The 25576-nt window shown below is 33.5% G+C and carries 33 protein-coding genes and 1 pseudogene; 9 read left to right on the forward strand and 25 right to left on the reverse strand.

What is annotated here, in order from left to right:
* Positions 1-40: 40 nt before the first annotated feature.
* Complete coding sequence (gene clpP / locus DN408_RS29890; protein WP_078178694.1) at positions 41-622, reverse strand: ATP-dependent Clp endopeptidase proteolytic subunit ClpP; 582 nt, start codon at positions 620-622, stop codon at positions 41-43.
* Between the two features lie 20 nt (positions 623-642).
* Positions 643-1329: an RNA polymerase subunit sigma-70 gene (locus DN408_RS29895; RefSeq protein WP_033734059.1), complete on the reverse strand. Its 687-nt coding sequence runs from the start codon at positions 1327-1329 to the stop codon at positions 643-645.
* A 143-nt stretch (positions 1330-1472) separates the two neighbouring features.
* On the opposite strand from DN408_RS29895, the gene DN408_RS29900 reads away from it, so the two are divergent.
* The 3 genes from DN408_RS29900 to DN408_RS29910 all read left to right on the forward strand — a co-directional run bounded on the left by DN408_RS29900 (position 1473) and on the right by DN408_RS29910 (position 3000).
* A complete protein-coding gene (locus DN408_RS29900; protein ID WP_001125405.1) occupies positions 1473-1793 on the forward strand; it encodes a 2Fe-2S iron-sulfur cluster-binding protein in 321 nt (106 codons plus the stop codon).
* Between the two features lie 4 nt (positions 1794-1797).
* On the forward strand, positions 1798-2460 hold the full coding sequence (gene rpiA / locus DN408_RS29905) for a ribose 5-phosphate isomerase A (protein ID WP_033734057.1): 663 nt from the start codon (positions 1798-1800) through the stop codon (positions 2458-2460).
* Positions 2461-2565: 105 nt separating this feature from the next.
* The gene (locus tag DN408_RS29910; protein ID WP_002189834.1) at positions 2566-3000 is read left to right on the forward strand and encodes a GNAT family N-acetyltransferase; all 435 of its coding nucleotides are present in this window, start codon (positions 2566-2568) and stop codon (positions 2998-3000) included.
* Between the two features lie 212 nt (positions 3001-3212).
* Here DN408_RS29910 and DN408_RS29915 read toward each other — a convergent pair whose 3' ends face one another.
* The 17 genes and pseudogenes from DN408_RS29915 to DN408_RS29995 form a co-directional block, all read right to left on the reverse strand.
* A complete protein-coding gene (locus tag DN408_RS29915; protein ID WP_059038136.1) occupies positions 3213-4580 on the reverse strand; it encodes a lytic polysaccharide monooxygenase in 1368 nt (455 codons plus the stop codon).
* A gap of 438 nt (positions 4581-5018) precedes the next feature.
* Complete coding sequence (locus DN408_RS29920) at positions 5019-5579, reverse strand: hypothetical protein (RefSeq protein WP_002127734.1); 561 nt, start codon at positions 5577-5579, stop codon at positions 5019-5021.
* Positions 5580-5655: 76 nt separating this feature from the next.
* A complete protein-coding gene (locus DN408_RS29925) occupies positions 5656-6852 on the reverse strand; it encodes a macrolide family glycosyltransferase (RefSeq protein WP_003189835.1) in 1197 nt (398 codons plus the stop codon).
* A 92-nt stretch (positions 6853-6944) separates the two neighbouring features.
* Entirely contained in the window at positions 6945-7622 is a 678-nt protein-coding gene (locus DN408_RS29930; RefSeq protein ID WP_033734055.1) for a formylglycine-generating enzyme family protein, read from the reverse strand.
* Positions 7623-7654: 32 nt separating this feature from the next.
* Positions 7655-8173: a DNA topology modulation protein gene (locus DN408_RS29935; RefSeq protein ID WP_033734054.1), complete on the reverse strand. Its 519-nt coding sequence runs from the start codon at positions 8171-8173 to the stop codon at positions 7655-7657.
* Complete coding sequence (locus DN408_RS29940; RefSeq protein WP_003189829.1) at positions 8170-9099, reverse strand: phosphotransferase enzyme family protein; 930 nt, start codon at positions 9097-9099, stop codon at positions 8170-8172. Before DN408_RS29940 ends, DN408_RS29935 begins: the two co-directional genes overlap by 4 nt.
* Positions 9100-9125: 26 nt before the next feature.
* Positions 9126-9512 (reverse strand): ribosomal maturation YjgA family protein, encoded by a 387-nt coding sequence (locus DN408_RS29945; RefSeq protein WP_003189827.1) that lies wholly within the window; start codon positions 9510-9512, stop codon positions 9126-9128.
* 81 nt (positions 9513-9593) lie between these two features.
* On the reverse strand, positions 9594-10304 hold the full coding sequence (locus DN408_RS29950) for a class I SAM-dependent methyltransferase (protein ID WP_033734052.1): 711 nt from the start codon (positions 10302-10304) through the stop codon (positions 9594-9596).
* A gap of 21 nt (positions 10305-10325) precedes the next feature.
* Positions 10326-10679 (reverse strand): MmcQ/YjbR family DNA-binding protein, encoded by a 354-nt coding sequence (locus tag DN408_RS29955; protein ID WP_003189824.1) that lies wholly within the window; start codon positions 10677-10679, stop codon positions 10326-10328.
* A 14-nt stretch (positions 10680-10693) separates the two neighbouring features.
* Positions 10694-11098 (reverse strand): GNAT family N-acetyltransferase, encoded by a 405-nt coding sequence (locus DN408_RS29960; RefSeq protein ID WP_003189822.1) that lies wholly within the window; start codon positions 11096-11098, stop codon positions 10694-10696.
* Positions 11099-11133: 35 nt separating this feature from the next.
* Positions 11134-11550, reverse strand: coding sequence for a GNAT family N-acetyltransferase (locus DN408_RS29965; protein WP_033734050.1), 417 nt, complete (start codon positions 11548-11550; stop codon positions 11134-11136).
* A gap of 34 nt (positions 11551-11584) precedes the next feature.
* Complete coding sequence (locus DN408_RS29970) at positions 11585-11956, reverse strand: hypothetical protein (protein ID WP_033734048.1); 372 nt, start codon at positions 11954-11956, stop codon at positions 11585-11587.
* Positions 11953-12153: pseudogene (locus tag DN408_RS29975) on the reverse strand (serine hydrolase); the annotation flags it as partial. The gene DN408_RS29970 and the pseudogene DN408_RS29975, both read right to left, overlap by 4 nt.
* A gap of 179 nt (positions 12154-12332) precedes the next feature.
* Positions 12333-12845, reverse strand: a complete 513-nt coding sequence (locus DN408_RS29980) for a GNAT family N-acetyltransferase (RefSeq protein WP_002147366.1) — start codon at positions 12843-12845, stop codon at positions 12333-12335.
* A 61-nt stretch (positions 12846-12906) separates the two neighbouring features.
* The gene (locus DN408_RS29985; RefSeq protein ID WP_033734045.1) at positions 12907-13914 is read right to left on the reverse strand and encodes an HAAS signaling domain-containing protein; all 1008 of its coding nucleotides are present in this window, start codon (positions 13912-13914) and stop codon (positions 12907-12909) included.
* Positions 13901-14248, reverse strand: a complete 348-nt coding sequence (locus tag DN408_RS29990) for a PadR family transcriptional regulator (protein WP_003189810.1) — start codon at positions 14246-14248, stop codon at positions 13901-13903. The genes DN408_RS29985 and DN408_RS29990 overlap by 14 nt, the downstream gene beginning before the upstream one ends.
* 173 nt (positions 14249-14421) lie before the next feature.
* A complete protein-coding gene (locus tag DN408_RS29995; RefSeq protein ID WP_016095585.1) occupies positions 14422-14754 on the reverse strand; it encodes a DUF952 domain-containing protein in 333 nt (110 codons plus the stop codon).
* Positions 14755-14836: 82 nt separating this feature from the next.
* Here DN408_RS29995 and DN408_RS30000 point away from each other — a divergent pair, with 82 nt between their 5' ends.
* From DN408_RS30000 to DN408_RS30005, 3 genes are all read left to right on the forward strand, one after another.
* Positions 14837-15043, forward strand: coding sequence for a hypothetical protein (locus DN408_RS30000; protein WP_003189808.1), 207 nt, complete (start codon positions 14837-14839; stop codon positions 15041-15043).
* A gap of 72 nt (positions 15044-15115) precedes the next feature.
* Positions 15116-15253, forward strand: coding sequence for a hypothetical protein (locus DN408_RS31700; RefSeq protein WP_000882914.1), 138 nt, complete (start codon positions 15116-15118; stop codon positions 15251-15253).
* Between the two features lie 84 nt (positions 15254-15337).
* Entirely contained in the window at positions 15338-16066 is a 729-nt protein-coding gene (locus DN408_RS30005; RefSeq protein WP_003189806.1) for a hypothetical protein, read from the forward strand.
* Between the two features lie 64 nt (positions 16067-16130).
* On the opposite strand, the gene DN408_RS30010 is transcribed toward DN408_RS30005, so the two are convergent.
* The 4 genes from DN408_RS30010 to recQ form a co-directional block, all read right to left on the reverse strand.
* Complete coding sequence (locus DN408_RS30010) at positions 16131-18206, reverse strand: HelD family protein (protein WP_033734042.1); 2076 nt, start codon at positions 18204-18206, stop codon at positions 16131-16133.
* A 71-nt stretch (positions 18207-18277) separates the two neighbouring features.
* A complete protein-coding gene (locus DN408_RS30015) occupies positions 18278-19066 on the reverse strand; it encodes a class I SAM-dependent methyltransferase (RefSeq protein ID WP_003189802.1) in 789 nt (262 codons plus the stop codon).
* A gap of 193 nt (positions 19067-19259) precedes the next feature.
* Entirely contained in the window at positions 19260-19643 is a 384-nt protein-coding gene (locus DN408_RS30020; RefSeq protein WP_003189801.1) for a gamma-glutamylcyclotransferase family protein, read from the reverse strand.
* A 25-nt stretch (positions 19644-19668) separates the two neighbouring features.
* Positions 19669-21786 (reverse strand): DNA helicase RecQ, encoded by a 2118-nt coding sequence (recQ, locus tag DN408_RS30025; RefSeq protein ID WP_002013002.1) that lies wholly within the window; start codon positions 21784-21786, stop codon positions 19669-19671.
* 1092 nt (positions 21787-22878) lie between these two features.
* Here recQ and DN408_RS30030 point away from each other — a divergent pair.
* The 3 genes from DN408_RS30030 (at position 22879) to DN408_RS30040 (ending at position 24578) form a co-directional block, all read left to right on the forward strand.
* Positions 22879-23502, forward strand: coding sequence for a hypothetical protein (locus DN408_RS30030; protein WP_002127750.1), 624 nt, complete (start codon positions 22879-22881; stop codon positions 23500-23502).
* Between the two features lie 129 nt (positions 23503-23631).
* Complete coding sequence (locus DN408_RS30035; protein ID WP_002012999.1) at positions 23632-23988, forward strand: hypothetical protein; 357 nt, start codon at positions 23632-23634, stop codon at positions 23986-23988.
* A gap of 137 nt (positions 23989-24125) precedes the next feature.
* On the forward strand, positions 24126-24578 hold the full coding sequence (locus DN408_RS30040) for a hypothetical protein (protein WP_002012998.1): 453 nt from the start codon (positions 24126-24128) through the stop codon (positions 24576-24578).
* Positions 24579-24629: 51 nt separating this feature from the next.
* Here DN408_RS30040 and DN408_RS31705 read toward each other — a convergent pair whose 3' ends face one another.
* On the reverse strand, positions 24630-24815 hold the full coding sequence (locus tag DN408_RS31705; RefSeq protein WP_002085081.1) for a hypothetical protein: 186 nt from the start codon (positions 24813-24815) through the stop codon (positions 24630-24632).
* A 126-nt stretch (positions 24816-24941) separates the two neighbouring features.
* Positions 24942-25391, reverse strand: coding sequence for a DUF6884 domain-containing protein (locus DN408_RS30045; RefSeq protein WP_002012995.1), 450 nt, complete (start codon positions 25389-25391; stop codon positions 24942-24944).
* Positions 25392-25576: the final 185 nt, after the last annotated feature.

Raw genomic sequence — 25576 nt, forward strand, 5'->3', positions numbered from 1 at the left:
CAGGCTAGAGAATTTAGTATATTCTCTAGCCTGTTTTACGTTATTTTTTCTCAATAACTGCATCAACAATTCCATAATCCTTCGCTTCTACTGCCGTCATAAAATAATCTCTTTCTGTATCATGAGCTACCTTTTCTACTGGTTGCCCTGTTCGATTAGATATAATTTTGTTAATATCATGTTTTAACTTTAATATTCTTTTTGCTGTAATTTCAATCTCCGTTGCTTGCCCTTTTACACCGCCGAGCGGTTGATGAATCATGATTTCACTGTTAGGGAGCGCAAATCTTTTTCCTTTTGCGCCAGCTAATAGTAAAAGCGCACCAAATGATGCCGCAAAGCCCATACAAAGTGTTTGCACATCTGGTTTAATAAGGTTCATCGTATCTAATATTGCAAATCCCGCTGTCGTTGAACCACCCGGACTATTGATATACAGGAATATATCTTTTTCTGCATCTTCCGCTTCTAAAAACAATAATTGTGCTACTACACTGCTTGCAACTTGATCGTTAATTTCTGAACCAATCATAATAATTCGGTCTTTTAATAATCTTGAATATATATCATAGGAGCGTTCTCCTAATTTCGTTTGTTCTATTACGTAAGGAATTACACTCATTATAAATCCCTCCATCTGTTTTATGCCGCATTAAGCATACAACTGTAAGAAGAAGATTGTTTCATACTGAAGAATAACACTGGTTGTATTGATGGTAACTTAGTGAAATCTATTGTTGGGAGAAGTTTCGTCAACAATTCAGGTCTTTCTTCTTGAATAGAAGTTACAACGATTTCAACATCATCCGTGTACTCCACTATTTCAATGCCTTCTTCATTTACAGTTTTCAGCCTATTTCTACTCCTAAATAAAGATGCTTTCACTGCCCCTTCTGATACAGAGCATATTTTTGCTATATCCGCGATACTATATTGAAAAACATCCTTCAATAATAAAATTACGGATTGTTGCACATTTAACGAAGACAATACTTTCCCTACCATTTCATGCAAATCTGCAATTTTTCCATGTGGTTCTTCAAATGTATTTTGCTGTTCTAACTTTTCTTGAACGGATTTTGATTTCATTTGATCTAACCATTGATTTCGAGCAATTTTATACAGAAGCGTTATACAAATTTCCTTCTCACTATACTTTTGAAGAACTTTGCAAATTGCTTCTTGGGCAAGGTCTTCCCCATCCCATTTGTTTTTCGTCAAAAACGTACAGTATCTTTTTACCTCTGCATAATGTGTAATTAAAAAATTTATATTTGAATGATTCATATCGATATGATCCTTTAAAACCTGAGTTACTTTTGTGCACAAAATAACCACTCCTTTTCAGCGCTTACTTAATAAACGATTGAACAAATAAAAAAGTTACGGGGCTTATAATTAATTTTATGTTTATGTTCATGAATACGGGTCATAAATATGTTATATAGCATTTTACATGAGGAGGAATCAATTTGCCAAAATTAACAGTTGAAGGTACCGGAACTTTCGATATTAAAGAAGGAACGAAATTAGTATTAGCACTTGAAGATAACGGTGTACACATTCTTCATCGTTGCGGTGGCAAAGCAAGATGTACAACTTGTAGAGTTGAAGTCATTGCAGGTGATTTTTGTGAGGCGACAAATGATGAAAAACAAGCTATTACGGAAAAAGGAATTGAAGACCACTTACGATTATCGTGCCAAATGCGTGTACATAAAGATATTACCGTTCGCCCTATACTTACAGTTGAAAATTCCGGTTTAGATGCTGGACCACGCCCAGCGGAGTAAAATGATGAATTTAAAACAGCTTGCAGGCGAATATGCTGCTGGCTTTGTAAGAGATGGTATGACGATTGGACTTGGTACGGGTTCAACCGTATATTGGACGATACAAAAGTTAGGTCACCGTGTACAAGAAGGGTTATCTATTCAAGCTGCACCGACATCAAAAGAAACTGAAGTATTAGCAAAACAATTATCTATTCCGCTAATCTCTTTAAATGAAATTGATATACTTGATCTCACAATTGATGGAGCAGATGAAATCAATAATGATTTACAATTAATAAAAGGTGGCGGTGGTGCATTACTTCGCGAAAAGATTGTTGCCACCTCCTCTAAAGAACTTATTATTATTGCAGATGAATCCAAACTCGTTTCACATTTAGGTACCTTTCCACTTCCTATTGAAATTATCCCCTTCTCTTGGAAGCAAACTGAAAAAAGAATTCAATCTTTAGGATGCGAAACGTGTTTACGTATGAAAGATGGCGGACCATTTATAACTGATAACGGCAATTTAATTATTGATTGTATTTTTCCAAACAAAATATTGAATCCAAATGATACACATACCGAGTTAAAGATGATTACCGGTGTAGTTGAAACAGGATTATTTATCAATATGACGAGCAAAACGATCATCGGAACAAAAAACGGTATAAAAGAATATTAAGCATTTTAAAGGCTGACTTTTGCAAGTCAGTTTTTTCTTTTATAGCATTACAGTATGATATACTATGAAAACACATTCATATCACACTAGAAAGGGCTGAACAATTTGCAATCCAAACTCATAACAGAACTTACAGATTTAGAAACTGCCTTTCACATTCGAAAAGAAGTCTTTGTAAAAGAACAAGGTGTCCCTCTTGAAGATGAATTCGATACATATGACCAAATTGGCGAGGCATGCAAACATATATTAGTTTATTATAATGAACTTCCTGTAGGAACTGGCCGTATACGATTCGTTGACGGAATGGGTAAACTAGAAAGAATTTGTATTTTAAAAGACTATCGCAAATACGGATTAGGCAAAGTAATCATTCAAAAGTTAGAAGAGATTGCTCGTAACAAAGAAGCAAACAAAGTTAAACTACACGGTCAAACACAAGCTGAAGGGTTTTATGAAAAATTAGGCTATCAAACTTCTTCCGACGTATTTATGGAAGATGGAATTCCACATATTCTTATGACGAAAGTGTTATCATAATAGAAAGGTTACTATATGATTCTACATTATGTATTCGTATAGTAACCTTTCTGTAGCTTATTCGTTTGAAAGTCTCTTTGATGAATATTCTAGATTAATACAAAAAGACGACGCTGAATACGTCGTCTTTTTTATAAGCAGAAAAGTTAACTCTCAAACTTCCTTTTTTTGCATCAAAGCCCATCATCTTTCATTTCATTTTGAGGTAAAGCTTACACTGTTTTCCATAAGGATAAAGCAAAAATCCAGTTTGGATCCCCATGTCCTTCATAATTCTGGACTGCTTCATACACTTTTCCCTCGTGTAAAACTCTATCTTCCTTTTTATATGCTTTCTTTGCATCCCACGCTTCATATGAAGCGCTTTCAGTTTTTGTAGTAATTGTGAACGTATCACTTTGTACGGATTCATTTCCAACTACATCCACTGCTTTCACTGCATATTTATAAGTAGTATTAGCGAGTAAATTTTTATCCATATAAGAAGTCGTATTGGATGTTGCAATTTTTTTCATTGTTCCTTCTATTTCTCTATAAATATCGTAATAGTCTACTCCAACGTTATCATCAGATGGGCTCCACATTAGATCCACACTTGACGCTGTTGTTCCCATGCTATGTAATCCTTTTGGTTGTGTTGGTGCTTCTGTATCAGGAGCTTCAACTGTTGTTTTCACTGTAAGCGCTGTACTTTCTTTCGATACATTGCCAGCTGCGTCAATTGCTTTTACAGTATAAGTATATTCTGTGCTTGGTTGTAATTTCTTATCAATAAAATAAGTGCCTGGTACTGTGTCAATCATCTCTCCGTTACGGAAGATTTGGTACCCTTTTACTCCTACATTATCCGTAGAAACGTTCCATGTTAGTTCTATACTATTCGCTGTTACTTTTTGCGCCTGAATTCCATTTGGAATACTTGGCGCTTCTGTGTCTGGTTTCACATTATTGATGAGATTCACATCAATTACATTATAGAACGCATTTGCTGTATCAGCTACATCCCATACAGCGAAAATCACATGATATCCACTACGGTCAGTAGGTACATTGATTTTATGAGTTAAATTATTTGAAGCTGCAGAACCATCATGTTGTACAGTGCCAATTGGCTCAAAGTCTGCTCTTGTTAGTGCTTTATTTGGATTCCATCCTTTTTTTGTAATATAGTAGTGCCATTTGCTTGTTAAGTGAGGTGCTGTATACTTCCAAGTAAATGTATTTTCCCCACCAGTGATTGTATTTTTAAACCAACGATTTGCTGTTTGTTGATCTAAAATACCGCCAAATTTTCCACCTGCAGAAGCGATTTGCCCATCAACTGGGCCACCTTGTGGGAATCCTTTTGGAGCTTCTAAACTTTGTGGTTCATACATAACACTTCCGCAGTTTACATTTAGAGCACCATAAGTTGGACTACATAAAGCGGAACGGCTACCAGGCTTTTCAACAAAGCCGTGCGCGTATGCATTTTGAGGAATAAGTGTCGTGCTGATAATTCCAGCTGTTAATGCAACAGCTCCTATACTTTTTTTGTTCATTTTCAAGTTTTGTAGTTGTTTTAAAAATCGATTATTCATGTTCCTGTCCCCTTCTTGTTATACTTCGTAGTGTAATGTGGGCTTTGATGTAAAAGAATAACAAGAGTCAATCTTATTTCGTGTATGCGTAAATATGCATACACCGTCGTAAAGAAACATTTCATTTCTTGTGAAATATTTCACTTATGGAATATATCATGACATAGAAATCACCTAAATGTGTGCAGAAGTTGTGCAGAAACAGTGAAATTACTACTAACACGTAAAACTACATCCTAAATTTATAAAGTAAAAGTGAGCAATAGAAATTGTAGTACTTGTAATGAAAAATTTTAGGTATATATATGGATGAATTGCACCAAGTCGTCTTGAAACCCTTCATCGTTAACTTAAAACGCATGGCAATGTGAGATCACATTATTTTAAAACAACGTGCCATCTCCATTTTCCATATATCTTTCTATCAATACTTTGAAATTACTTATCACTTGTAAACATTTCCGAATCCGTCAATATAGTTTCATAAAACTTATCATATTCTTCACTGTATTGAAGTTTTAACTTTTCTATTAAACTTGTATCTGGTGAAACAATGTCAATAACGTCTGTACTTATATACAATAAATAAGTATCGTTATAAAAAGAAATATACGCTTGCTGACCACCATTAACGACATACTTGCAATACTTATATACTTCATCTTCATGTACACCTTTAATCGTAGTAAATATGATTGTACTTTCAAGATCATCAACGTCTACTTTCGTTTCTGTCCAATTCTTAATCTTCATGAACCTCCCAATTTTTGTTTTCTCATTTATTCTCTTACTTTTACCATATGTTATGTAACCGGAAATAAATGAAACATCAATCGTATCAGGACTTTTAAAAAGTTCAGTCAAAATCCCTCTTAATCCTCTCAAATTACTCTCAAATAATTCTATATCGAATCTAATTCTATTTTTCGCCTCCACTTGAAAAAATGGTGTAGCTGTCATATCAGCAAAATTTACATCTAGTATTTTCATTCTTTCCATTTCATCAATTCCTCGCTTCATATAACATAAAAGTGTCTATATCATTTAATATAGACACCCTTTCACATGTATAGTTTTAATAACAGCCTGTAAATTTAAAAATTTCATCAACAGCTTGCTTATACCCACCTGATTTTCGGAAAGACTCCTTCATATTCAAAACAGTTTCTTTGAATGAAGAGTTATTTAATACTAGATCTACACTCTCACGTAGTTGACTCTCCGTTAATCCTTGCATTTGTAATGTAACCCCTGCTCCGAGATTCTCAACTTGCCTTGCGATTACTGGCTGATCTGCACTTTGCGGAATTACAACGAGTGGAACACCGTTATATATCCCTTCATGCGTACTGTTCATACCGCCGTGTGTAATAAATAGTTTCGTATATTTGAGAAGTTCAGTTTGTGGTACATAGTTTTTCACAATGAAGTTTTTAGGGATATTACCTAAATCACTTATTTCCGTTTTGTTGCCAATAGACATAACAAGTGTATGCTTACTATTCTCGAACGCCTTCATACAAAGTTTATAAAAATCAAGCGCTTCATTAAAAACAGTACCTAATGAAATGTAAATCAGGCTTTTTTCTTCAATTGAAGTGTAATCAAAACCTTCATTTTTCAATTGTGTAGAGATAGATGGACCCACAAATTTGAATGTTTCATTAAATGTATCCCCAAAAGGTTGGAACTCCTTAATTGTATACACAATAGTAAGTGAAGCTGGATTACAGAAAACTTCATACGGTGAGTTTATATTAACACCATATTTTTCTGTAATTCCATTAGTTAAGTTTTCAAAATCATTATGTATTCTATCCTGAACTTCCAGTGGGATATTTTTAGAAAGATGGTCTAACATTTGTTTAAATGATTTTTCATCTTGTGCAAAAGATGTGCATGAATTTATGGCTGGAAGATTAAGAATTTGGGCAATTAAGCGACCACAGCCAAACATCGAATCATGAATAATATAATCAAAATGTTCACCTTCAATTTGTTCTAGAACACTAGGTATTACAATATCAGCTGTATGTAGAAGGCCGTTTATTCTTTCCTGTAAATAATTTCGACCACCGGAAAGAAATGCTTTTATAAATTTTTCATCATCAATCGTTCGTACAGTAGCACCTGTCTTCTCAATACGCTCCCTGAAAGCCTCTATTGAAAAATAAACTACCTCTTCACCGCGAGAAATCAGTTCTTCTACAACATGTAATGTTGGATTTATATGTCCTTCTGATCCAGCGTTAATGAATAAAACACGTGCCATTCAAAACACTCCTTAAATTTTAAAATTTCTATGTTGTAAAGAGTATGGATACTTTCCATACTCTTTACGGAGTTATATGTATCATTTTCCTGCTAAATTGACCTAGCAAGCCTAAAACCGAGATCATCTATATGAAACGTAGGATGACTACGACGGCGACAAGTGGCACCGCAACCTCTAGCTGCTTCAGCCCAACTACCACCACGAAAAATGCGGTATGACCCGTACACTGTTTCATCATACAAATCATAGCACCATTCCCAAACGTTCCCTAACATATCATAAAGTCCCCATGCATTCGGCTCTTTTTTACCGACGTCATGAATTTGCCCACTTGAATTTTCATTATACCACGCTATTTTCTGAAGTTCCCCATACGTATATCCCGTCGTACCTGCTTTACATGCATATTGCCACTCTGCCTCAGACGGTAATCGATAGCCATTTGAATGCAAGTTACAACTAACCTTTTTCCCATCATCTTGTATAGAATAATACTCTGTAAACCCTGCTATTTTAGACAGTAAATTACAAAAAGCAATTGCATCATGCCATGAAATATTTACAACAGGTTTATTACCATTTTCATTACCATTTAGTGCACGATTCGTAATTGCGTAATATAATTCCGCTGTTACAACATACTTTGCAAGAAGAAATGGTTTTATTTGAACTTGCCATTCTTTTTTTATTCGATCATCTCTTAATTCTACTTTTCCTGTTGGAATTTTCACCATATTAGAGTCAACCGGGCCAATGAATCTATTCAATCCTATCCCCCCATGTTACTTCTTTTTATAATCTAACTATTTATGGTATCGTGCTTCTCTAAAAATAGTCTTACTTCATTTGAAGATTTTAAAATAATAACATCTTTATCCTTACTCAATTGATTTAGCCTCTTTAAAATTGAAGGTCGTTTCGTTTTAGGATATTCCCATATCCATTTGAAAAATTGCAAGTCAAATCTTTCTTCACATCCAGCCCCCATATCCGGTCTTGTTTTATTCCGATATTGCACAATTCTTTTAAAAGCACGATAAACACAAATTGTTCTATGAATATCAAGAAAGATAATTGTATCAGCTGCGTTAATTCTTATGTCCATTGTCCCGCCATAATTCCCATCAATAATCCACTTTTCCCCTTTAACTAATTCATTTTGAACCGTTCTTTGCTCCTCTTTCGGTACACCCTCCCAATTTGGTTTCCAAAATAGTGCATCAAGATGATGCACCTTAATATTTAATTTATTCCCTAACTGTTTTGCTAATGTAGATTTTCCTGAACCACCAGAACCTATTAATATAATTTTTTTCATATGAGTACGCTTCTTTCTATAGATTCTTCAATATCTTCCTTATTAGCAAAAATCCATAAAAACATCTCTTCATTTAACTTTAGTAAATCTTTTAACTGAACAAAATAAGTAATAAATATAATTTGAATTGAAAGCATTACATACCAAATTGATTGTAGTTCTGCTCTCGTTAAAATGTTTTGCTTATAATATCCTTTAAAAATTTCACTTACAATTTGTAACCATTTCCCTCTTAATGTTTCATCACTAAATATCTCACTTAAAATACTTGTACAGCAATAGCATAAATCGAATACTCTAACGTTTTCTTCTAGAAGCTCAAAATCGATAAACCCTTGAAAATCACTTTCTCTAAAGATTACATTTGATAAGTGCATATCGCGATGAATAATTTGTTTCGGTAATGAGTGAACCGTTTCCTTGAAAGCTGTATGTATTTGATCCATTTTTTGAATTACATCCTGATGAACATGCTCATTCTTTACTAAATTCGGTAAAGCCCATTCGTATACCACTTTATATAACTCTCTTTTTATTAACTCGTTAGCACTATTCACTGAATTTAGTTCGTGATGTAAATTAGCCATTTCCTCTCCAATTGTGCTTCCTAGCACTTTTAGCTTTTCTGTATCTTTGATTTCTAGTACACTTCCGGCAACATATTCGTACAAACAATAATTCTTCTCTTTATACAATACGTACCTTTCATCATTTCTCGTTTTTACTAATTTTTGTACTTTAACTCCTTTTTCATCAAGCTGTTCTAATACATTTAGTTCAACTAGAAACTGTTTTATCGATCCCTTTCCCTTTAAAATATACGCCTTATTATTACAATGAATCTTCGTTACGTTTGGTTGAATTTCAGTAGCTGTGACACCTTTATCTTGAAACCAAAACTTTGCAATTTCTAATATATCCTTCATGTACAAATCCCCCTTTTTAAAGTCACTTATTTCTTCCGTAGCATAAACTCACAAAACATTCCAATCCCAACACCAATTGTATAAGCAACTAGATCACTCCATAAAAATCCGTAACCTAATACGAGTCCACCTAAAGTCGTTGCTCGAATGCTATCTATCCATTCCGCATGGTACAATTGACTAATTTCAATCCCGTAGCAAAATATCAAACTAATAAAAGCTAATTTCCTCGTTTCTATTTTAGGAAACAAAAATCCGAATCCAACGAAAATCATTAACGCCCATAAAGCATCACCTAAGTAATCATTTAATAAATCAGGTAACGCAAAAGCAAACTTTCTTGAACTAAGGCCTAAAATAATAACAACTATAGTAAACATTGCATATAGTAATCTATTTCGTTTCGTATTCATTTCAAAATCTCCTAATATATAATGTAAAACTGCAAATAGCTAGTAAAATATAATCATTTTACTAGCTATTTATATACGGTTTCACTTTGTATTCTTCGCTTTTATAATAAGGAAATGCGGGTTAGTGTTTAAATAATAATATGATTTTTCATCTACTTCCTTCATCTTTTCAATCGGTTTCGGCTCGACTAACTCTTCTAATACAAAATTACTCGTTGTTTCATTTATAATATCTTGAAGTGACCTTCTAAAGAAACTTACTTCAATTGTAATATTAGGTTTCCGCCAAGTATCTACTAACAATTGCGTTTTAAAATAATCTTCACACGGAAACTTTGTAAAATCCATAAATGGGTGATGAACGGAATACACAAATAAACCACCTGGTTTAAGGACGCGATGAAACTCTTGAAATACATTACTCCAATTTTGCAAGTAATGAAGAGTAAGCGAACTTACAATCATATCAAAAGAATTATCTTCAAATGGTAATGTTTCTTGAAGGTCATGACAAAGAAATGTTGCTTTATCACCTGTACTTTCCTTTGCGGCTTTTACCATTTCAGAACTTACATCAATTGCTGTAACGTTTGCTCCTCTTCCTACGAATTGAGAAGTATACCATCCAGCTGCACATCCAGCATCTAGTATTCTCTTCCCTTCTAGTTTCTTTGGAATAATCTCCATCATCGCTGGTCTTTCATAATAACTGTTATATGGATTTGCCAAATCTAGATTTTCTTTATATGTACTCGCTAATTTATCATACGTATCTTTGATTGAGTCTTTCATTACATCCACTCCTAATACATATTAATCCAATAACTCTTGCTGCTTTTTCTTTGAAAATGATTGCAGTACTAACTCATACGACCAATCTATCATCTTATTAATTTGTTCTTGTCCTACATCTTTATGTATGTACACTGTATTCCAATGCTTTTTGTTCATATGATATCCAGGAATTATTGTTTCTGGGTAATCTTCTCTTATTCTTAATGCGAGTTCTGGATCACATTTTAATGTAATTGCAGCTTTTTCACCTTCTTCATGGTTCACTATCGCAAATATTTTATTATTGAGCCTCATACATGTTGCACTCCAGCCATCCGGAGAATCTTCTGTCGCTTTTCTTTTCGATAAACAATACTCTCTCGTTGCATTCATTCTTCTGGCACCTCTTATTCTTCCACTATTTGATTACGATGCATCACAATTTGCTTCGTCGCTTTAAATTGCTGTTCACCATAAAACTTTATTAGTTTCTCTCCGCAAAATAGACTAACAATATCAATATGAGATATCTCTTCCAGTAATATTGTAAGCATATTCTCTCCAATACCTTTATTTCTTACACTTTCATGTACGACAACATCTTCTATGTACGCTCGAAAAACACCATCTGAAACGACTCTAGCAAATCCAATTAATTCATTTTCTTCCCATACTCCAATTGCTATACTATTCTTTAACATTTTTTCAATATCAATTTCTTTTCTTTCCGGCCACCAGCCGACTGAATCATAAAGCTTCTTTATTTTCTCTGCACAGATTGGTTGTTCATGTTGTAATTTATACGTGTACATTTTCTTTCTCCTGTCAAACAGTTTACATAACATTATTATAATCTCTTTTCTAAAAAGTGCTGACTATGCCCTTTCGGGTGATCTTCAACGACACCATACTCTCGGTAGCCGTGCTTTTTATAAAATTCTGGTGCTTGGAAACTAAATGAATCTAGTAATATGAGTCTACATCCTTTTTCCTTCGCAATGTCTTCGATTTTATGTATCAGTTGACTTCCATAACCATCATGACGAACCGATTCATCAACCCATAAAAAATCGATATGAAGATGATAAAAATACATCGTTCCTGTAACGCCGCCAAAGATTTTCCCTTCCTCATCTTTCACTACAAAGCTTACTTGTTCCATCGGCTGTTTTACTTCATCTGTTAAGATGGACATATTATATTGAATTACTTTATTTTTAATGTATTCTCCTTCAGTGCGTGTACCGTTCTCTATATGTTTCATATACATTGCTTCCTTTCAACTTAGTAAGTTACATTTAATTTTTATTTCGTCTCTTTAAAATACTAATGAACACAAATCCACCATATGTAACAAAGCATGAAAAACCAATTATCCCAGGTACAGAGACATAGCCTATTCTTACATAACTTATAACTGCAAAACTAGTAATTAATATTAAAATAGATGGCCAAAATATAAGAGCCGTTTTTCTTCGTCTCTGTTTCGATGTACTTTCTTTCTCTTCAGAAACACGTGTGCCAAAAAGCAATACAATACAAATAAGAATCGCTGCAAAGTAAATTGTATCTAATGACAAAGTGTGATCGTATAGTGCAATTCCAACTTCAAGAGCAATAATCGTTACAATTAGAATAATAATTGTTGAAGTCTTTAAGTTTCGTTTCAATCGCTCACTCCTAGCATGCTTTCACTATATTCTTTGTATATGTATTTCAAAGCTGTTGTAATAGTTTCATCAACCTCTATATTATGAACTCGCTCGGGTAAATCTTCTCCTCCAATTACATAAAGAAACGGGAGTTCATTAAACATTCCCATTATACCAATATTTATTGTAGCTGTGGGCAATCCACCTGTCATATATATTCATCTCTATTTCTATATTGTTTTATCACCTCTGAAAATTCGATATAAAATGTAAAAAACCTTTTTTTGTTTAATTATGTTGGTGAATATAAAAAGATAGCATGAGATTTCTTCATACTATCTTTTGAAATATATACAATTTCTTTTTAAATTTATTTGTACCGTAATAAATATCTCTATTCTTCTATAGGATTCTCAGGCCCGTTAAGCTCCAATTGATAAAAGGCTAAATCCAGCCATCTATTAAACTTATAACCAGCTTTTTGTATTGTTCCGGCATGAACAAATCCATAATTTTGATGCAAGGCAATACTTTTCTCATTTTCCGCATCAATTCCAGCAATTAAGGTCATATATTCTCTTTCTTTTGCAAATGTGATTAATTCTTCCATCAAAGAGGACCCAATACCATTTTTTCTATATTCCTTATCAACATACACAGAATGTTCAATTGAATATTTGTAGGCAGGCCACGCTCTAAATGGGCCGAATGTCGCAAATCCTACTACTTTATTATCTAGTTCGTATACGAAAATTGGATAGCCATCAGCCTTTTTTTGTTCATACCAATCTATTCTATTTTCAAGGGTTACAGGTTTATACGCATATACAGCTGTTGTATAAACTATCGCATCATTATAAATATCTAAAATACATGCTAAATCTTTTTTTGTTGCTTCCCTTATCATTGTTTTCTTCCTTTCATAATGGTTATCTTCTAAATGGTTTCATATTATCGGAATTTCTGATTCATTTCCACATACGAATACTAGCTTTTCGGAAACCATCAAATATATTAATCGCAGCGGACAACGTATAAATGATAATTCCACCACCAACTAACCACGTTTTAAATCCCTCTGGGGAAATCGTAAACACATTTGCCACATACGTAATGAATCCTTCGTTAAATAAATGAGGATTTACTACAATTATAATGAATACTATTGTTCCGGTTATCTGAAGAATTGTATTTCCAATTGCCAATCTTGTCGTCCATTGTCCCTGTACTAACTTATAAAAAGATATAGCTACTTCGAAAACGATCATAACCACAACGATTGGCCAGTATTGAAGTAAAACATCTTGATTAAACGTTGGCACTACAAATTTCAGGCCATTTTCAGTACCTTCATATACGCCAACGAGATGATTCGCATAAAAGTAAAGTGTAGCCCACACTGCTGTCCACATCAAACCTCCAAAAACTTCAAACTTTGAGATTGACTTTTTCTTTGGAACATACGAGATATTTTTCAAATCATCAGGAGTCCATTTTTTTAAACTTGTCGTCAACGGTTGGGTACCTTTGTCTTTATCTGTTCTTTCTAAAATAGCAAATACAAGTGTCAACCAGAAAAATACATGGAGGCCTACTTCGACAATTTCCCCAATGCCTTTACCTATCAATTGTAAAATAACATTTAATACTGCTTGATCACCAGTATAGCCTATAAAATTTTCTGCAATCATCGCAATGAGTGCGATAACAGCTGCAATTGGTATAATCATTTTTAATAACGTCGTATATACATCAAAATAGCGTGGTCCAATTAAATGCATCGGTCTATCCAAATACCCATTAGCCAATGAAACTGGGCTCCCCAATTTTTCAAGGACACTCTTTACATCTTCCTCATTGTATTCATCAGGTAACATATCCTCTATAGTTGACCGAAGTTCTAGTGTAATATCTTCACGATTTTTTTCAGGTAATCTCTTCGCAACCTCCTGAATATAAACCTCAATTAAATTCATTCTCGTCCTCCTCCTTTAATAAGTTATAAAGTTCTTTCGAATCCTTTATCCACTCCTTTTTCAATTGTAAAAATATCTCTAATCCATATTCACTTAAAATATAATACTTACGAGGTCTACTCTCCGTTTTATCCCAACTACTCGTCACTAGATCCTGCTTTTCTAATCGGCGAAGTAGTGGATATAAAGTACTTTGATCTATCATGATTCCTGATTGCTCCAATAATTGGACAAGCGAATATCCATATTGCGGCGTTCTTAGTTGACTTAAAACCGCTAATGTCAATGTCCCTCTCCTTAGCTCAGTAATTAATGAATTTAATAAAGTATCCATTCACCCACCTCATTTCCATTACTATATGTCATACAGTATGTGTTTTATACTATGTATCGTACAGTATAGTTGTGACAAAAATCAGATATAATATAGAAAAGCACAAACTATATAATTTGTGCTTTTCTTATTTTCTTGCAGCTTACTAACAAACTTAAATACCATTAATACTTTTAACTATGTACCTCTGGTAATATAAACTCTCCTTTTTCTTTAGAAAATGGGACAACCTCTACAATCGCCTCAACATTAATTACTCCATATACATGCGGGTATTCTTGACCGTTTGAAGCAAGTTCATATTTTATTTCTGCTTTTACAAGAGATGGATCTATTGTAAGTAATAAAACATCTTTTTCATGATTGAAATGTTTTTGAGCAACTTTTAAAGCTTGGTCTAATAATGAACAATGAATAAATCCCTCTTCTTTAAGTGAAGCTTCATTAATCTCTCCAATGTTTTTCGCGATTCCCCAATTTCTTTTTGTTATTACTTTTGTAATAATAGTTACTCTCCTTTTTTAATATATGTAATGATATAATAATACTAAAATTTTCAACACATGATTAATAGATTGGAGACTTATAATGGATAAAAAATTAGAAGAGATCATTGTAAAATCATTTTTTACTAAACGACTTCAAGATAGAATCATGTTTGAGCTTTCTTCTACTAAAAAACGTAAAGATGCGATAGGTCGACTTTGCCATAATTACAGAACTACGTTACGTGAAGAATATATGATTGAAATTCCTAAACCTAATTCGTGTCCAATTGATATAGGTCGTCTGTAAAAAAAACATGGGGCCGATGATTCTTGCTACGCCATATCATGGGACACAAAAATTGAAGGGAAAACCCTCCCTTTGCTAGACGCATTAGAGGCTGCTGTTGGAATGGGAATGCCTTCTATTCTATACTCAATTACAAATCAAGTTGCGTATTTTGAAGCAGAACAAGAAACACTTCCATCACCAAGATTTATACTTAAACGCACATATTAAATCATATAACTCCAGTGAATTTTTTCTATATGCTTACGTTATTCAATTAAAATAGCATTTTATCGGGATGGAGATACATAACTAATGAGTAAAAATCACACTGCACTACAAGCCATTATTATACATATGAATACAAATGAGAACTGGCATGATTTTATTTCTTACTGTCAGCAGCTCGAAGCAGGACTACGAAAATTAGCTTTTAAGCATTTAGAAACATTTATTTCAAATGCAAAGAAATGGGAACTCAAAGAACAACAAGAGTTTGCTATTATGCTGTTTACTATTTTAGATACATCAAACGAAAAAAATGAAGTGTTAACTTTCCCACTAAATCGTTTTCTAATAGACATTCTATATCGATGGATAGAAAAGGATCCATCTGATTCAAGACCTTTTAGATGGATGGGACTTTATATGGGTTCCGGAAATACTGATGAGGATTTGGAACAACTTCTCCAAAAAACCATTGAATTAGGTGGCGATACAGAACAAGAGGCAATGATACATCTTGTTTCTTACTATATAAGTAGCTTAGAGTTTGGTACGCATGAATTTCCATCAGGTTATTGCGGAGATTTAAACGAATGTAAAGAAAAACTTCCCTATATGATTCAATTAATTGAGAGAATTCGGGATGAGAACATAAAAGAACAAATAATATGGCAAACACAAGAGCAACTAGACTTAATTCTAGATTGGTTAAAGAATACACAAAATCCGGTAGATGCTGTTCGTCTATGGGAAAAAGAGCAGATTCAGGAATTTGAGAATATGATATTTTATTATTTAAAAAACAGCTTAGATTGTTAATTCATATACCTTTTAACTATAAAAAGAGGATTTTCATGAACTACTAGAAAATCCTCTTTTTTATTTATTTTAATCCCTTAATTAAAGGTGATACTTCCCCGCTATAGAAAATCCATAAATCATGAAGCGACCTTGTACATCCGACATACAATAATTTCGCATCATGTTTTGTATTTTTGTAATGTTCTTCATCAACGTCGATTAGAAGTACGGCATCAAATTCTAACCCTTTCGCCAAGTATACTGGTACTACCGAAATACCACCTTCATACTTGCTTTGATCTGCTTCAATGACATTAACTGTCAACCCTACATTTGTTAATTTCTCATATATATCACGGCATTCATCATCTGTTCTACCAATTACCGCGATTGTTTTCACATCTTCATTTTGCAAATGCTGTAATGTCTTTAAAACTTCAGTAAATTGGTCCTCTGCCCGGATTACTTTCACGTCTTCACCGCTACGGAAAACTGGTGTTGCGAGTCCTACTGGAATCTCTGCATTTTTAATTATTTCATTCGCGAATTCAATAATTTCTTTTGTAGAACGATAACTTCTCGTCAGTTCATAATAACCTGCTTCTTGGAATACTTCCTTAAAAGCATTCCAGTCTTCAATTCCTTGATAATCATAAATCGCTTGAGATAAATCACCTAATATGGTGAAAGAATTACCTAGTGTAATTTCTTTTAATACATACACTTGGAATGGTGAAAAATCTTGTGCTTCATCAATAACGACGTGATGAAACTTCTGTCCGATTTCAATTCCATTTATGCGATGGTGTATGTAAATTAAAGCTGGTAAATCTTCTACATATACTTCTTTTTTACGGCAATTCTTTTCTGTTTCTTGAACAAGTTCTTCAGGTAATACTTCGAGTATTTCTTTACTCTTCATCATCGAACTATATAGTGAAAGTGGGCTCATTTTTGGCCAAAAATTCATATATGTGTTTAATCTCTTTGTTGCTTCTTTTTTTAGTAACTTTTTCTCGTTTGTTTCTCCAAACTTTTTAAGTTCAATTTCAATCCAGCGCTTCATTCGGCCGACTAAACGTTCTCTTCTTTTCTTTAATGGATAATGTTTATATTCAACTTGCATCCATTTTTTAACGTCTTCCACTGGAATAACTGCTTTATCCCATGCCTCAAAATCTTTTGTCGGTACTAATTCTTTTTCAAATTGAATCATTCTTTCTTCAATAAACGACTTAAATTCCAGCGTGCCTTTTAATTTTCCGAGCATAACCTTTTTTTCATCGCGATTAATTGAAAAAGCTTCTTTCAATTTTTCTTCTGTCTGCTTTAGTTTCACCGAACCATCTAACGTACGTAATGCCCAATCTGGAAACGTTGTTTGACTAATATTTCCTACCCCTAACTCAGGAAGTACACTCGAAATATAGTCTAAAAACAAACTGTTTGGAGCGAATACGATCATTCTCTCCGCTTCAAGCTGTTCACGATATTCATAAATTAAAAAAGCAAGGCGATGTAAAGCGATCGTTGTTTTTCCGCTCCCTGCAACCCCTTGAATTAATAATGGTAAGTTTCTTTCCGCACGAATAATATCATTTTGTTCCGATTGTATAGTCGAAACGATATCTTTCAATTTATTATCTTTATTCTCGCCTAATCGATATAGAAGAAAATCATCAGCATGCGAGACATCTTCATTTCCTTTCACATATGTATCAACAACACGTTCTAATTCTCTCTTTCGAATCGAAATATTTCGCTTTAAATAAACATCGCCTTCTACTAATCCGTCTGGTGAATGATAAAATGCTAATTCATCACCACCGGTAAATGAATAAAACATACTTGCGACAGGTGCACGCCAATCAATTACAATTGGTTTCATCGTATCTTTATCTGAAACACCTACTTTACCGATGTAAATCGGCATAACTTCTTCCTTGCCATCCTCCTGAAAGTCTAATCTTCCAAAATACGGCTCATGTACACCAATACGTAAGCTTTGTCTATTAGACTCCCTCATACTTTCAAGAATTTGCTCTTTAAAATCTTCTCCATAATAAACTGGGATTTTTTCAAGTTGCTCTAATTGCTCATCCATCGTACATAAAATATCTTTCATTTTCTGTAATTCTTCTTCAAATATGTTACTCATTTGATGATTCCCTCCTGCCCGTTCCAATTTTTCAGTCGAGATACAATTGTATTAAAAATCCATTCATAAAGTCAATAGTTTAAGTAAGAATTTTCTAAAATATAAAAGAGTAGAGATAAATCTCTACTCTTCTTTACTTTAATTCTATATGACAAACATTCATTTAAACTTGCCAGTTCTTTATATTTCCATTGTTCAAAATCAAATGCTCCCCCTGGGAAGAATCCTACAATACTTAAACCTGCTTTAGCACATAAATCACTAATCTCTTCAACTGTATAACAACGTAAAGACTGTGTCACAATCTCATTAGGTTGATTAGGATCCCACCAATGATCTAACATTCTTTCATTTATACTATCGTATTCATATTTTCGCATAGCTGAACTTAATAGCATCTCTTGTCCACTTACCTTTTTCCAATACAAAGATTGATAAATATCAATAAGTGCACATCCATCATCCTTCATCCAATCTTTAATCCGTTTTAGTAGAAACAATTGCTCATCATTTGTTCCTACACCAAATCCATCTAAATAACTAACCACATCAAATTTTTCTTCAAAGTTAATTTTATAAAAGTCAGCACAGTGAATAGCAATGTCATTAGTAGAATGTTCTTTGGCAAACATAACCAACTCTTGTACAAGCTCAACAGTAGTCATTTTTATATTTAACTTAGACATCGCCCTTGCAAATTCACCATTTCCTGCACCAAGTTCTAACATCGTTTGAAATGGATATCCGACTTGTTCTTGCACCTCTTTAGCAACCTGCTCTATCCAGCTTTCTGTGTTTATATCATAATTCGACAGTTCAAATTGTTTTTTGTAAAATTCCTTCACATTTAATTCGTCCATTATTATTCTCCTCTCGCAATAGATTTTTCTACTACAGGTGAGAAACTAAATTTCTGATACCCATGAAAAATCCCCCGTATTATTTCCCTATATTTACATTTCATCAAAATAATAAGAATTTTAAAAGTATAAATTCAAAAAGCAGATAATGGATTATTCCACTATCTGCTTTCACATCATTCTATTGCTTTTTTTATTTTCCCTTTTGATACTCCACCCAATCACCAGAAATAATAACTTTCTTTAACATTTCTCTATCTTGAGCAACATACACATATGCATGTGTTTCTATATCCCCAAAATAAATAGTTTGGGTAATCCGGTCATATAAATCACTCTCTGCATTACCTGTATATTCTTCAAGTTCATCTAATTTTTGCAAAACATCACTATTTACTTCATAAACTTCCCCGTATACTTTTTCCTCGTTTGAACAAATCATTGCAGGATACCCCTCGTTTGTATCAAATAATTTGCCATACGTCCATGCTCCGTCTACGATGCATGTTGCACCTCGCATATAATGAGCATTCGTTTGCTCTTTTCTTAACGTGCCATACACGAAAACGTGATGCATAAATCCCTATCCCCTTTATATGTCTCTACTTTCTAATTTGTAAATAAGCACGAATCATAAAGTAACTCACTTCATTTGGAAGTTGGTCCTTAATCGATTTCAGACCACCCTCTGCATTTTGCACGGCAGTTTCAATCAGTGATTCATATTCTGCAGGAACAAAACTGTTCCAGTCTACTTCCATTCCATCTTCAAAGCAGCGAATTAAATGATTTTCAATTGTTTGTCTTGATAAGCTACGTTCTTTAGCAATTTCATCTAGATCAATGCCTTGTTTATACATTTCATACGTTTCTAAATGAGAATTCGCTGACGCTTTTCCTGATTTTTTACTCTCTGAAACAACTTCAGTCTTAATTGTTTCCGCATAGTTTGGGTTATCCTCAATAAAGTGCTGAACTGCTTGTAAGAAGTGAGACCCGTACTTCACAAGTTTGTGTTCTCCGATTCCTTTTACAGTTAGGAGTTCGGAGTCACTTTGTGGCATTTTCGCACACATATCTTTTAACGTTTGGTCAGAGAAAATAACGAACGGTGGTACACCTTCTCCTTGTGCAATTTCTTTACGCACTTCACGAAGCACTTCAAATAAAGGATGGTCTTGAACAATTTGTCTCGTTTCTACTCGTTCTTTGCGTAAAACATTCTCTTTACCAAGTAATACTTCTTTTCCTTTTTCCGTTACTTTTAATGTTGGATACGTACCATGTTCAACTGCAATTAACTCATCTGAAATTAAAAACTCAATAAACTCACTGACTTCTTTTACACTACGGTTTGATAAAAGACCGTACGTTGGCAAAGTATGAAAATTAAATTCAATGACTTTCTTATTTTTAGATCCAGTTAATACTTGTGCAATCATTTGCTTTCCGAATCGTTGGTTCGTCCTAATCATACAAGATAGTACCATTTGGGATTCTCTCGTCACATCGATACTTTCACGGTCGTCCGTACAATTACCGCAGCGACCACAATCTTCCTTCGGCTCTTCTCCGAAGTATTGCAAAATAAATGATTGTAAACATTGTTCTGTATGACAGTAATCGGTCATATTTTGGAGTTTTTCAAGCTCATTTGAAAAACGTGATTCTCCAGTTGATTGATCGATTAAAAAGCGTTGTACTTGCACATCTTGAGAAGAATATAACAAAATACATTCACTATCTAATCCATCACGACCAGCACGTCCTGCTTCTTGATAGTAACTTTCCATATTTTTTGGAAGTTGATAATGGATAACGTAACGTATATTCGATTTATCTATACCCATTCCAAATGCAGATGTTGCCACCATAACACTTATTTCATCTCGTAAAAAGAGTTCTTGCTGTTCATTTCGATCGTGGTCGCTCATACCAGCATGATATTTCGATACAGAAACTCCTGCTTTCCCTAAATCTTCATATAACTGATCGACAACTTTTCTTGTAGCTGCATATATAATCCCAGATTCCTTCTGATTTTGACGAATATAATCCGCTAAATAAGCATTACGATCCTGTCCTTTAATGACAGAGAATGATAAGTTCTCGCGCTCAAACGTTGTCATAATCGTGTTTTCTTGATTAATTCCAAGCGTGTTGCAAATATCTTCACGAACTTGTGGTGTTGCCGTAGCAGTTAACGCTAATACGAGCGGCTTTTCTGGAAGATAATCTAATATGCGATGTATATGTAAATAACTAGGACGGAAATCATGTCCCCACTGCGAAATACAGTGCGCCTCATCAATTGCAATCATCGGGATTTTCATATCGATAAGTTGATCAACAAATTCCATTGAATCAAGACGCTCAGGCGCCACATAAAGTAACTTATAATGGCCTTGTTTCGCTAATTGAATTCGTTGATTTGCTTCTGTAATAGAAATAGAACTATTAATATAAGTCGCTGAAATACCGTTTTGTACTAATGTATCTACTTGGTCTTTCATAAGTGAAATCAAAGGTGAAATAACTAATGTCGTTCCTTCGAATACTAATGCGGGAATTTGATAACAAATTGACTTACCACCACCCGTAGGCATAATACAGACTGTATCTTTCCCATCTAATACATTTTTAATTGTTTCATCTTGTCCTCTTCGGAATGACGAATAACCGAAATAAGACGCTAAAAGTTCTTGTGCTTTTGTAAACAAAAAAGAGTCACCTGCTTTTCTTTATCTTTCATCTATTCCCATTATATCATCAAACTGATTCTCGCCACTTTGAATTTTATAAGTATTTGAGTTCTATTTGCTTCCTACGTTTTCCAACATAAAAAAACAAATCTAGTACACAAGAAGAAAGAATTTCAAAATAAATATTCATTTAATTTACCTTCCTAGAATACTACTAATCGTATACATATGAATTTGAGGAGGTTAAATTATGAAGAGTCGTTACAATAATTCCAACAAACCTAAAGCATCAAATAAACAACTCCAATTCTCTAATAATGATGCGTGGAAATATGAATCATTTTATAAGTATCAGCCCTTATTTTCTTATAGCAAGCTTATGAATTTCCTTTCTCAACTTTTTAAACGTTAATACATGTGCCAAATATATATCATTCAAACAAATTTTCTCAACATATAACTTATAGACTTACTACAATACAGTTGTTACCATATATAATAATCTGTTAGATAAACCCCTTATGTTGACCTGCTTAAATTAGCAGGTCTTTTTTTATACTTACATATTGCAATGTATCGTAGCCTGGCTGAAAAGTCTTTTCTCCATTTTAGAACCCTATTCCGCTCTCCACAAATGATTATAATTCCAAAAAGCAAAATATAAATCCGCTACATTCATACAAGCAATTCATTTTTTCTCAATACACAAAGTGAATTTCATTTGTTACTATAAAAGTACTCTAGATGAGTTTTTGCTCATCAACATTATCTAGTTAAAGGGATCTGCCGCGGGAAGCAGATCCCTTTAACTTTATTAAAAAGCACCCTTCTCATTTGGACACATTTACCAGGTTTTTTCGAAAGAATTTTATGTTAATATTACGTAGTCGAGTCCGACATCTCGGCAATACCCTTTTGAGGTCCTGCAATTTCCCTTGCAGGACCTCTATTATTTTAAAATTCTTTTTATTCATATATATCATAAATGTGTTTTTTATTCCCCTTCAACTTTCTCCTTTTCCAACTCTCAAAAAATCTCTTGGACACGTAACTTAAAAATAACGTTTATCATATTGTGAGATATACATGTTCAAAGGAGTGTAACTATTTATGTATACTTATTGGCAATCGTATTACTCCCCTTATCATATCACTAATGGAAACTTCGATTCATTTGTACGAAATTACCGAGTTAGTAAAAACGAAAACTTTCTAAAAGGATATATGCGTTCTTTATGGGAACAACACGTTGCTTGGACACGATTAGCCATTATAGGCATCATCTTTAACTTGCCCGACGTAAACGTTACCGTTGGACGTCTTCTACAAAATGCAACACACATGGGGCTATCACTTGAACCATTCTACGGAGAAAATGCAGTAAAAAAATATAGTGCATTAATTAAAGACCACTTAACAATCGCTGCTGATCTTGTTAAAGCCGCAAAAGCTGGTGATCAAAACGAAGCGGCCGCTATAGAAAAGAAATGGTACGCTAATGGAGACGAAATTGTTGAGTTTCTAACTAGTATCAATCCACATATAGAAAAAGAAGAATTTAGAAAAATGTTTTATGAGCATTTAGCGTTAACGAAAGCGGAAGCACTTGCCTTCCTAAATAAAGATTATGATGCCAGTGTAAAACTATACGATAAAATTGAAAAAGAAGCATTAGAAATGGCCGACATGATAACAGACGCAATCGTAAAACAATTTCCGCAAGTATTTCAATAAAAACAAGCCGATTTGAAAAAACAAATCGGCTTGTTTAGTTTTCTATCAATGATATTTCACTACTCCTCTTTACATTTAACGTATATCGATATATTTTATTAATATCCGTTTTTTATAGGAGGAAATAGTTTGATTAACGCAATTGGTCTCGTATTTATTCTCACAAATAAGCACGAGAAAAAGAAGAAAGTTTATCTGAATGAAAAATTCGCATTAATAGACATTATTGATTCTAAAGAAGTATTTGATGATGAAGGTAACTCATTAGTAGAACTAACATGTAAATACAGCATATACTTAGATGAAAAATACTATTGTAAATCTCTCGATGATTATACTGGACAAGTATTCCCCTTCTTAAGCACAAAAATAGGAAAGGGACTTCTTAGAAACTTAAATTATTACTTTTCTTACGTTGATGCCTATGATAAAAAACCACCTGTTAAAGAAATAAGACCGCTTATGAAACAAGTAACTAACAGATAGCGGACAGTATTCAAAAAGAAAGCACCTAACTTCAGATGCTTTCTTTTTTTGAATCAGTAACTCTCTAACTTTCATCTCCTTCTAAATATATATACCCAAGCATACTTTAAAATAAAAACATTGGAGGATTAGGCTGAATGAAATATTCAGAATCAATCGTAAGTAAACGGCTTCGAAAACTTAAAACAACTGGTATGTTTTTTATACTATTTTTAATCGCCTGGCTTGGATATACAAAATTCCTTTATGGAAATGGTTTTCTTCTAGAAAAGAAAAATTCAGTTGAAGTAATGAATACTAGCGTTACTGGAGAAATAGAAAAGAATTTCGATGTAAACTTACAAGGTTTTCGTAAAACAAACCTTGATACACTTATAGATGCTAGTAAAACCGATCCTAGCGAACTATCCTTAATTGAACTTATCAACACATCTTGTTCTAAAGATTGCATTGGCGAGCCTTTAACTTACGTTAAATCAAACCACGGATATATCTTTTATAAGGAATCTAATGGTACTAATGTAGCTTTAAAGATTATAAAACAGGATTCATGGGAAATTGAAAAAAAATCTGTTCAAGATGGAATTTAAAAGGTTTATACACAAAAAGAGTACTTACTTCGAAGTACTCTTTTTAAAATATTACCACTTACGACATTTATCATCATCGTCGTCACGTTTACGATTGCGACGGCAATCATCACAATCACAGTCACGTTTACGTCTACAACCACAATCATCACAATCTCTGCGTCTACATCTTCCAAACATTAAATCATCCCAAAATCTATTACAATCTCTGCGTCTACAACCACAATTATTACACATGAATATGACTCTCCCCTCAATAGCGTTCATCATATTCTATGTTTAAAAACGTAAAAAGGCTTGTTTACTAGTCTATTTTAAATGTATTAATTTGGTATAATTTGAATCTATATTACTAATTTATCCCTATACTTCCTTCTGCGCTTCCACTGCCCCATTCAACCTCTGCAACATATACCCAATTCCTTTACACCCTTCTAATGGATATGTAATGATTTCTTCTGGATATAGCTTCGTCACAACTTTTTTATGCTTCTTCCCTGCAAGTAATACTATTTCATCAAACTGAAGTAAATCTTTATCAATCATCTGTTGTTTTAATTGATCTATGCTAATAATCTCATTACTATTTGAATCAAATGCAAGATCATAATTTCCCTTTACAATATCATTTGGTCTTAAAAATCCATGCTTTGCTGATAATATAACCCAATTCTCGAAAAACTCAGTTGCATACGCCTGACATGCTTTTCCGAATGGACTAATATATACATCTTTTGCCTCTGCCTCTCCGTAATCTGAGTACTTATCCCAAATTTTCTTCTTTCCGCATGGAATTATGCATAACCTTTTCATCGTTATTTCTTACCTCGATTCTATATTTCTTATGAAATATCAATTTTTCAGTACATTTTTTTACAGAATACTATATACTTATCTCGAAAGATAAAATTACATTATATCCTATATTTGGTTTAATTTATTTCAGAACAGTCTATTAAGCATATGTATTATTACATAAACACACCGTACTAAAGTCA

It is taken from the genome of Bacillus sp. AR13-1 (assembly GCF_008042285.1).
Classification (GTDB): Bacteria; Bacillota; Bacilli; order Bacillales; family Bacillaceae_G; genus Bacillus_A; species Bacillus_A mycoides.

Bases quoted from the DNA above. Each gene is read 5' to 3' on its own strand.
- DN408_RS29915 (WP_059038136.1), bottom strand. From the start codon at position 4,580: ATGAATAATCGATTTTTAAAACAACTACAAAACTTGAAAATGAACAAA.
- DN408_RS30040 (WP_002012998.1), top strand. From the start codon at position 24,126: ATGAAATATTCAGAATCAATCGTAAGTAAACGGCTTCGAAAACTTAAA.
- DN408_RS29955 (WP_003189824.1), bottom strand. From the start codon at position 10,679: ATGAATGCAACGAGAGAGTATTGTTTATCGAAAAGAAAAGCGACAGAA.
- DN408_RS31705 (WP_002085081.1), bottom strand. From the start codon at position 24,815: ATGTGTAATAATTGTGGTTGTAGACGCAGAGATTGTAATAGATTTTGG.
- rpiA (WP_033734057.1), top strand. From the start codon at position 1,798: ATGAATTTAAAACAGCTTGCAGGCGAATATGCTGCTGGCTTTGTAAGA.
- DN408_RS30030 (WP_002127750.1), top strand. From the start codon at position 22,879: ATGTATACTTATTGGCAATCGTATTACTCCCCTTATCATATCACTAAT.
- DN408_RS29965 (WP_033734050.1), bottom strand. From the start codon at position 11,550: ATGAAACATATAGAGAACGGTACACGCACTGAAGGAGAATACATTAAA.
- clpP (WP_078178694.1), bottom strand. From the start codon at position 622: ATGAGTGTAATTCCTTACGTAATAGAACAAACGAAATTAGGAGAACGC.
- DN408_RS29960 (WP_003189822.1), bottom strand. From the start codon at position 11,098: ATGTACACGTATAAATTACAACATGAACAACCAATCTGTGCAGAGAAA.
- DN408_RS29945 (WP_003189827.1), bottom strand. From the start codon at position 9,512: ATGAATACGAAACGAAATAGATTACTATATGCAATGTTTACTATAGTT.
- DN408_RS30000 (WP_003189808.1), top strand. From the start codon at position 14,837: ATGGATAAAAAATTAGAAGAGATCATTGTAAAATCATTTTTTACTAAA.
- DN408_RS29920 (WP_002127734.1), bottom strand. From the start codon at position 5,579: ATGGAAAGAATGAAAATACTAGATGTAAATTTTGCTGATATGACAGCT.
- DN408_RS29985 (WP_033734045.1), bottom strand. From the start codon at position 13,914: ATGAATTTAATTGAGGTTTATATTCAGGAGGTTGCGAAGAGATTACCT.
- DN408_RS29950 (WP_033734052.1), bottom strand. From the start codon at position 10,304: ATGAAAGACTCAATCAAAGATACGTATGATAAATTAGCGAGTACATAT.
- DN408_RS30045 (WP_002012995.1), bottom strand. From the start codon at position 25,391: ATGAAAAGGTTATGCATAATTCCATGCGGAAAGAAGAAAATTTGGGAT.
- DN408_RS29925 (WP_003189835.1), bottom strand. From the start codon at position 6,852: ATGGCACGTGTTTTATTCATTAACGCTGGATCAGAAGGACATATAAAT.
- DN408_RS29980 (WP_002147366.1), bottom strand. From the start codon at position 12,845: ATGATAAGGGAAGCAACAAAAAAAGATTTAGCATGTATTTTAGATATT.
- DN408_RS29990 (WP_003189810.1), bottom strand. From the start codon at position 14,248: ATGGATACTTTATTAAATTCATTAATTACTGAGCTAAGGAGAGGGACA.
- DN408_RS29940 (WP_003189829.1), bottom strand. From the start codon at position 9,099: ATGAAGGATATATTAGAAATTGCAAAGTTTTGGTTTCAAGATAAAGGT.
- DN408_RS29935 (WP_033734054.1), bottom strand. From the start codon at position 8,173: ATGAAAAAAATTATATTAATAGGTTCTGGTGGTTCAGGAAAATCTACA.
- DN408_RS30010 (WP_033734042.1), bottom strand. From the start codon at position 18,206: ATGAGTAACATATTTGAAGAAGAATTACAGAAAATGAAAGATATTTTA.
- DN408_RS30015 (WP_003189802.1), bottom strand. From the start codon at position 19,066: ATGGACGAATTAAATGTGAAGGAATTTTACAAAAAACAATTTGAACTG.
- DN408_RS30005 (WP_003189806.1), top strand. From the start codon at position 15,338: ATGAGTAAAAATCACACTGCACTACAAGCCATTATTATACATATGAAT.
- DN408_RS30020 (WP_003189801.1), bottom strand. From the start codon at position 19,643: ATGCATCACGTTTTCGTGTATGGCACGTTAAGAAAAGAGCAAACGAAT.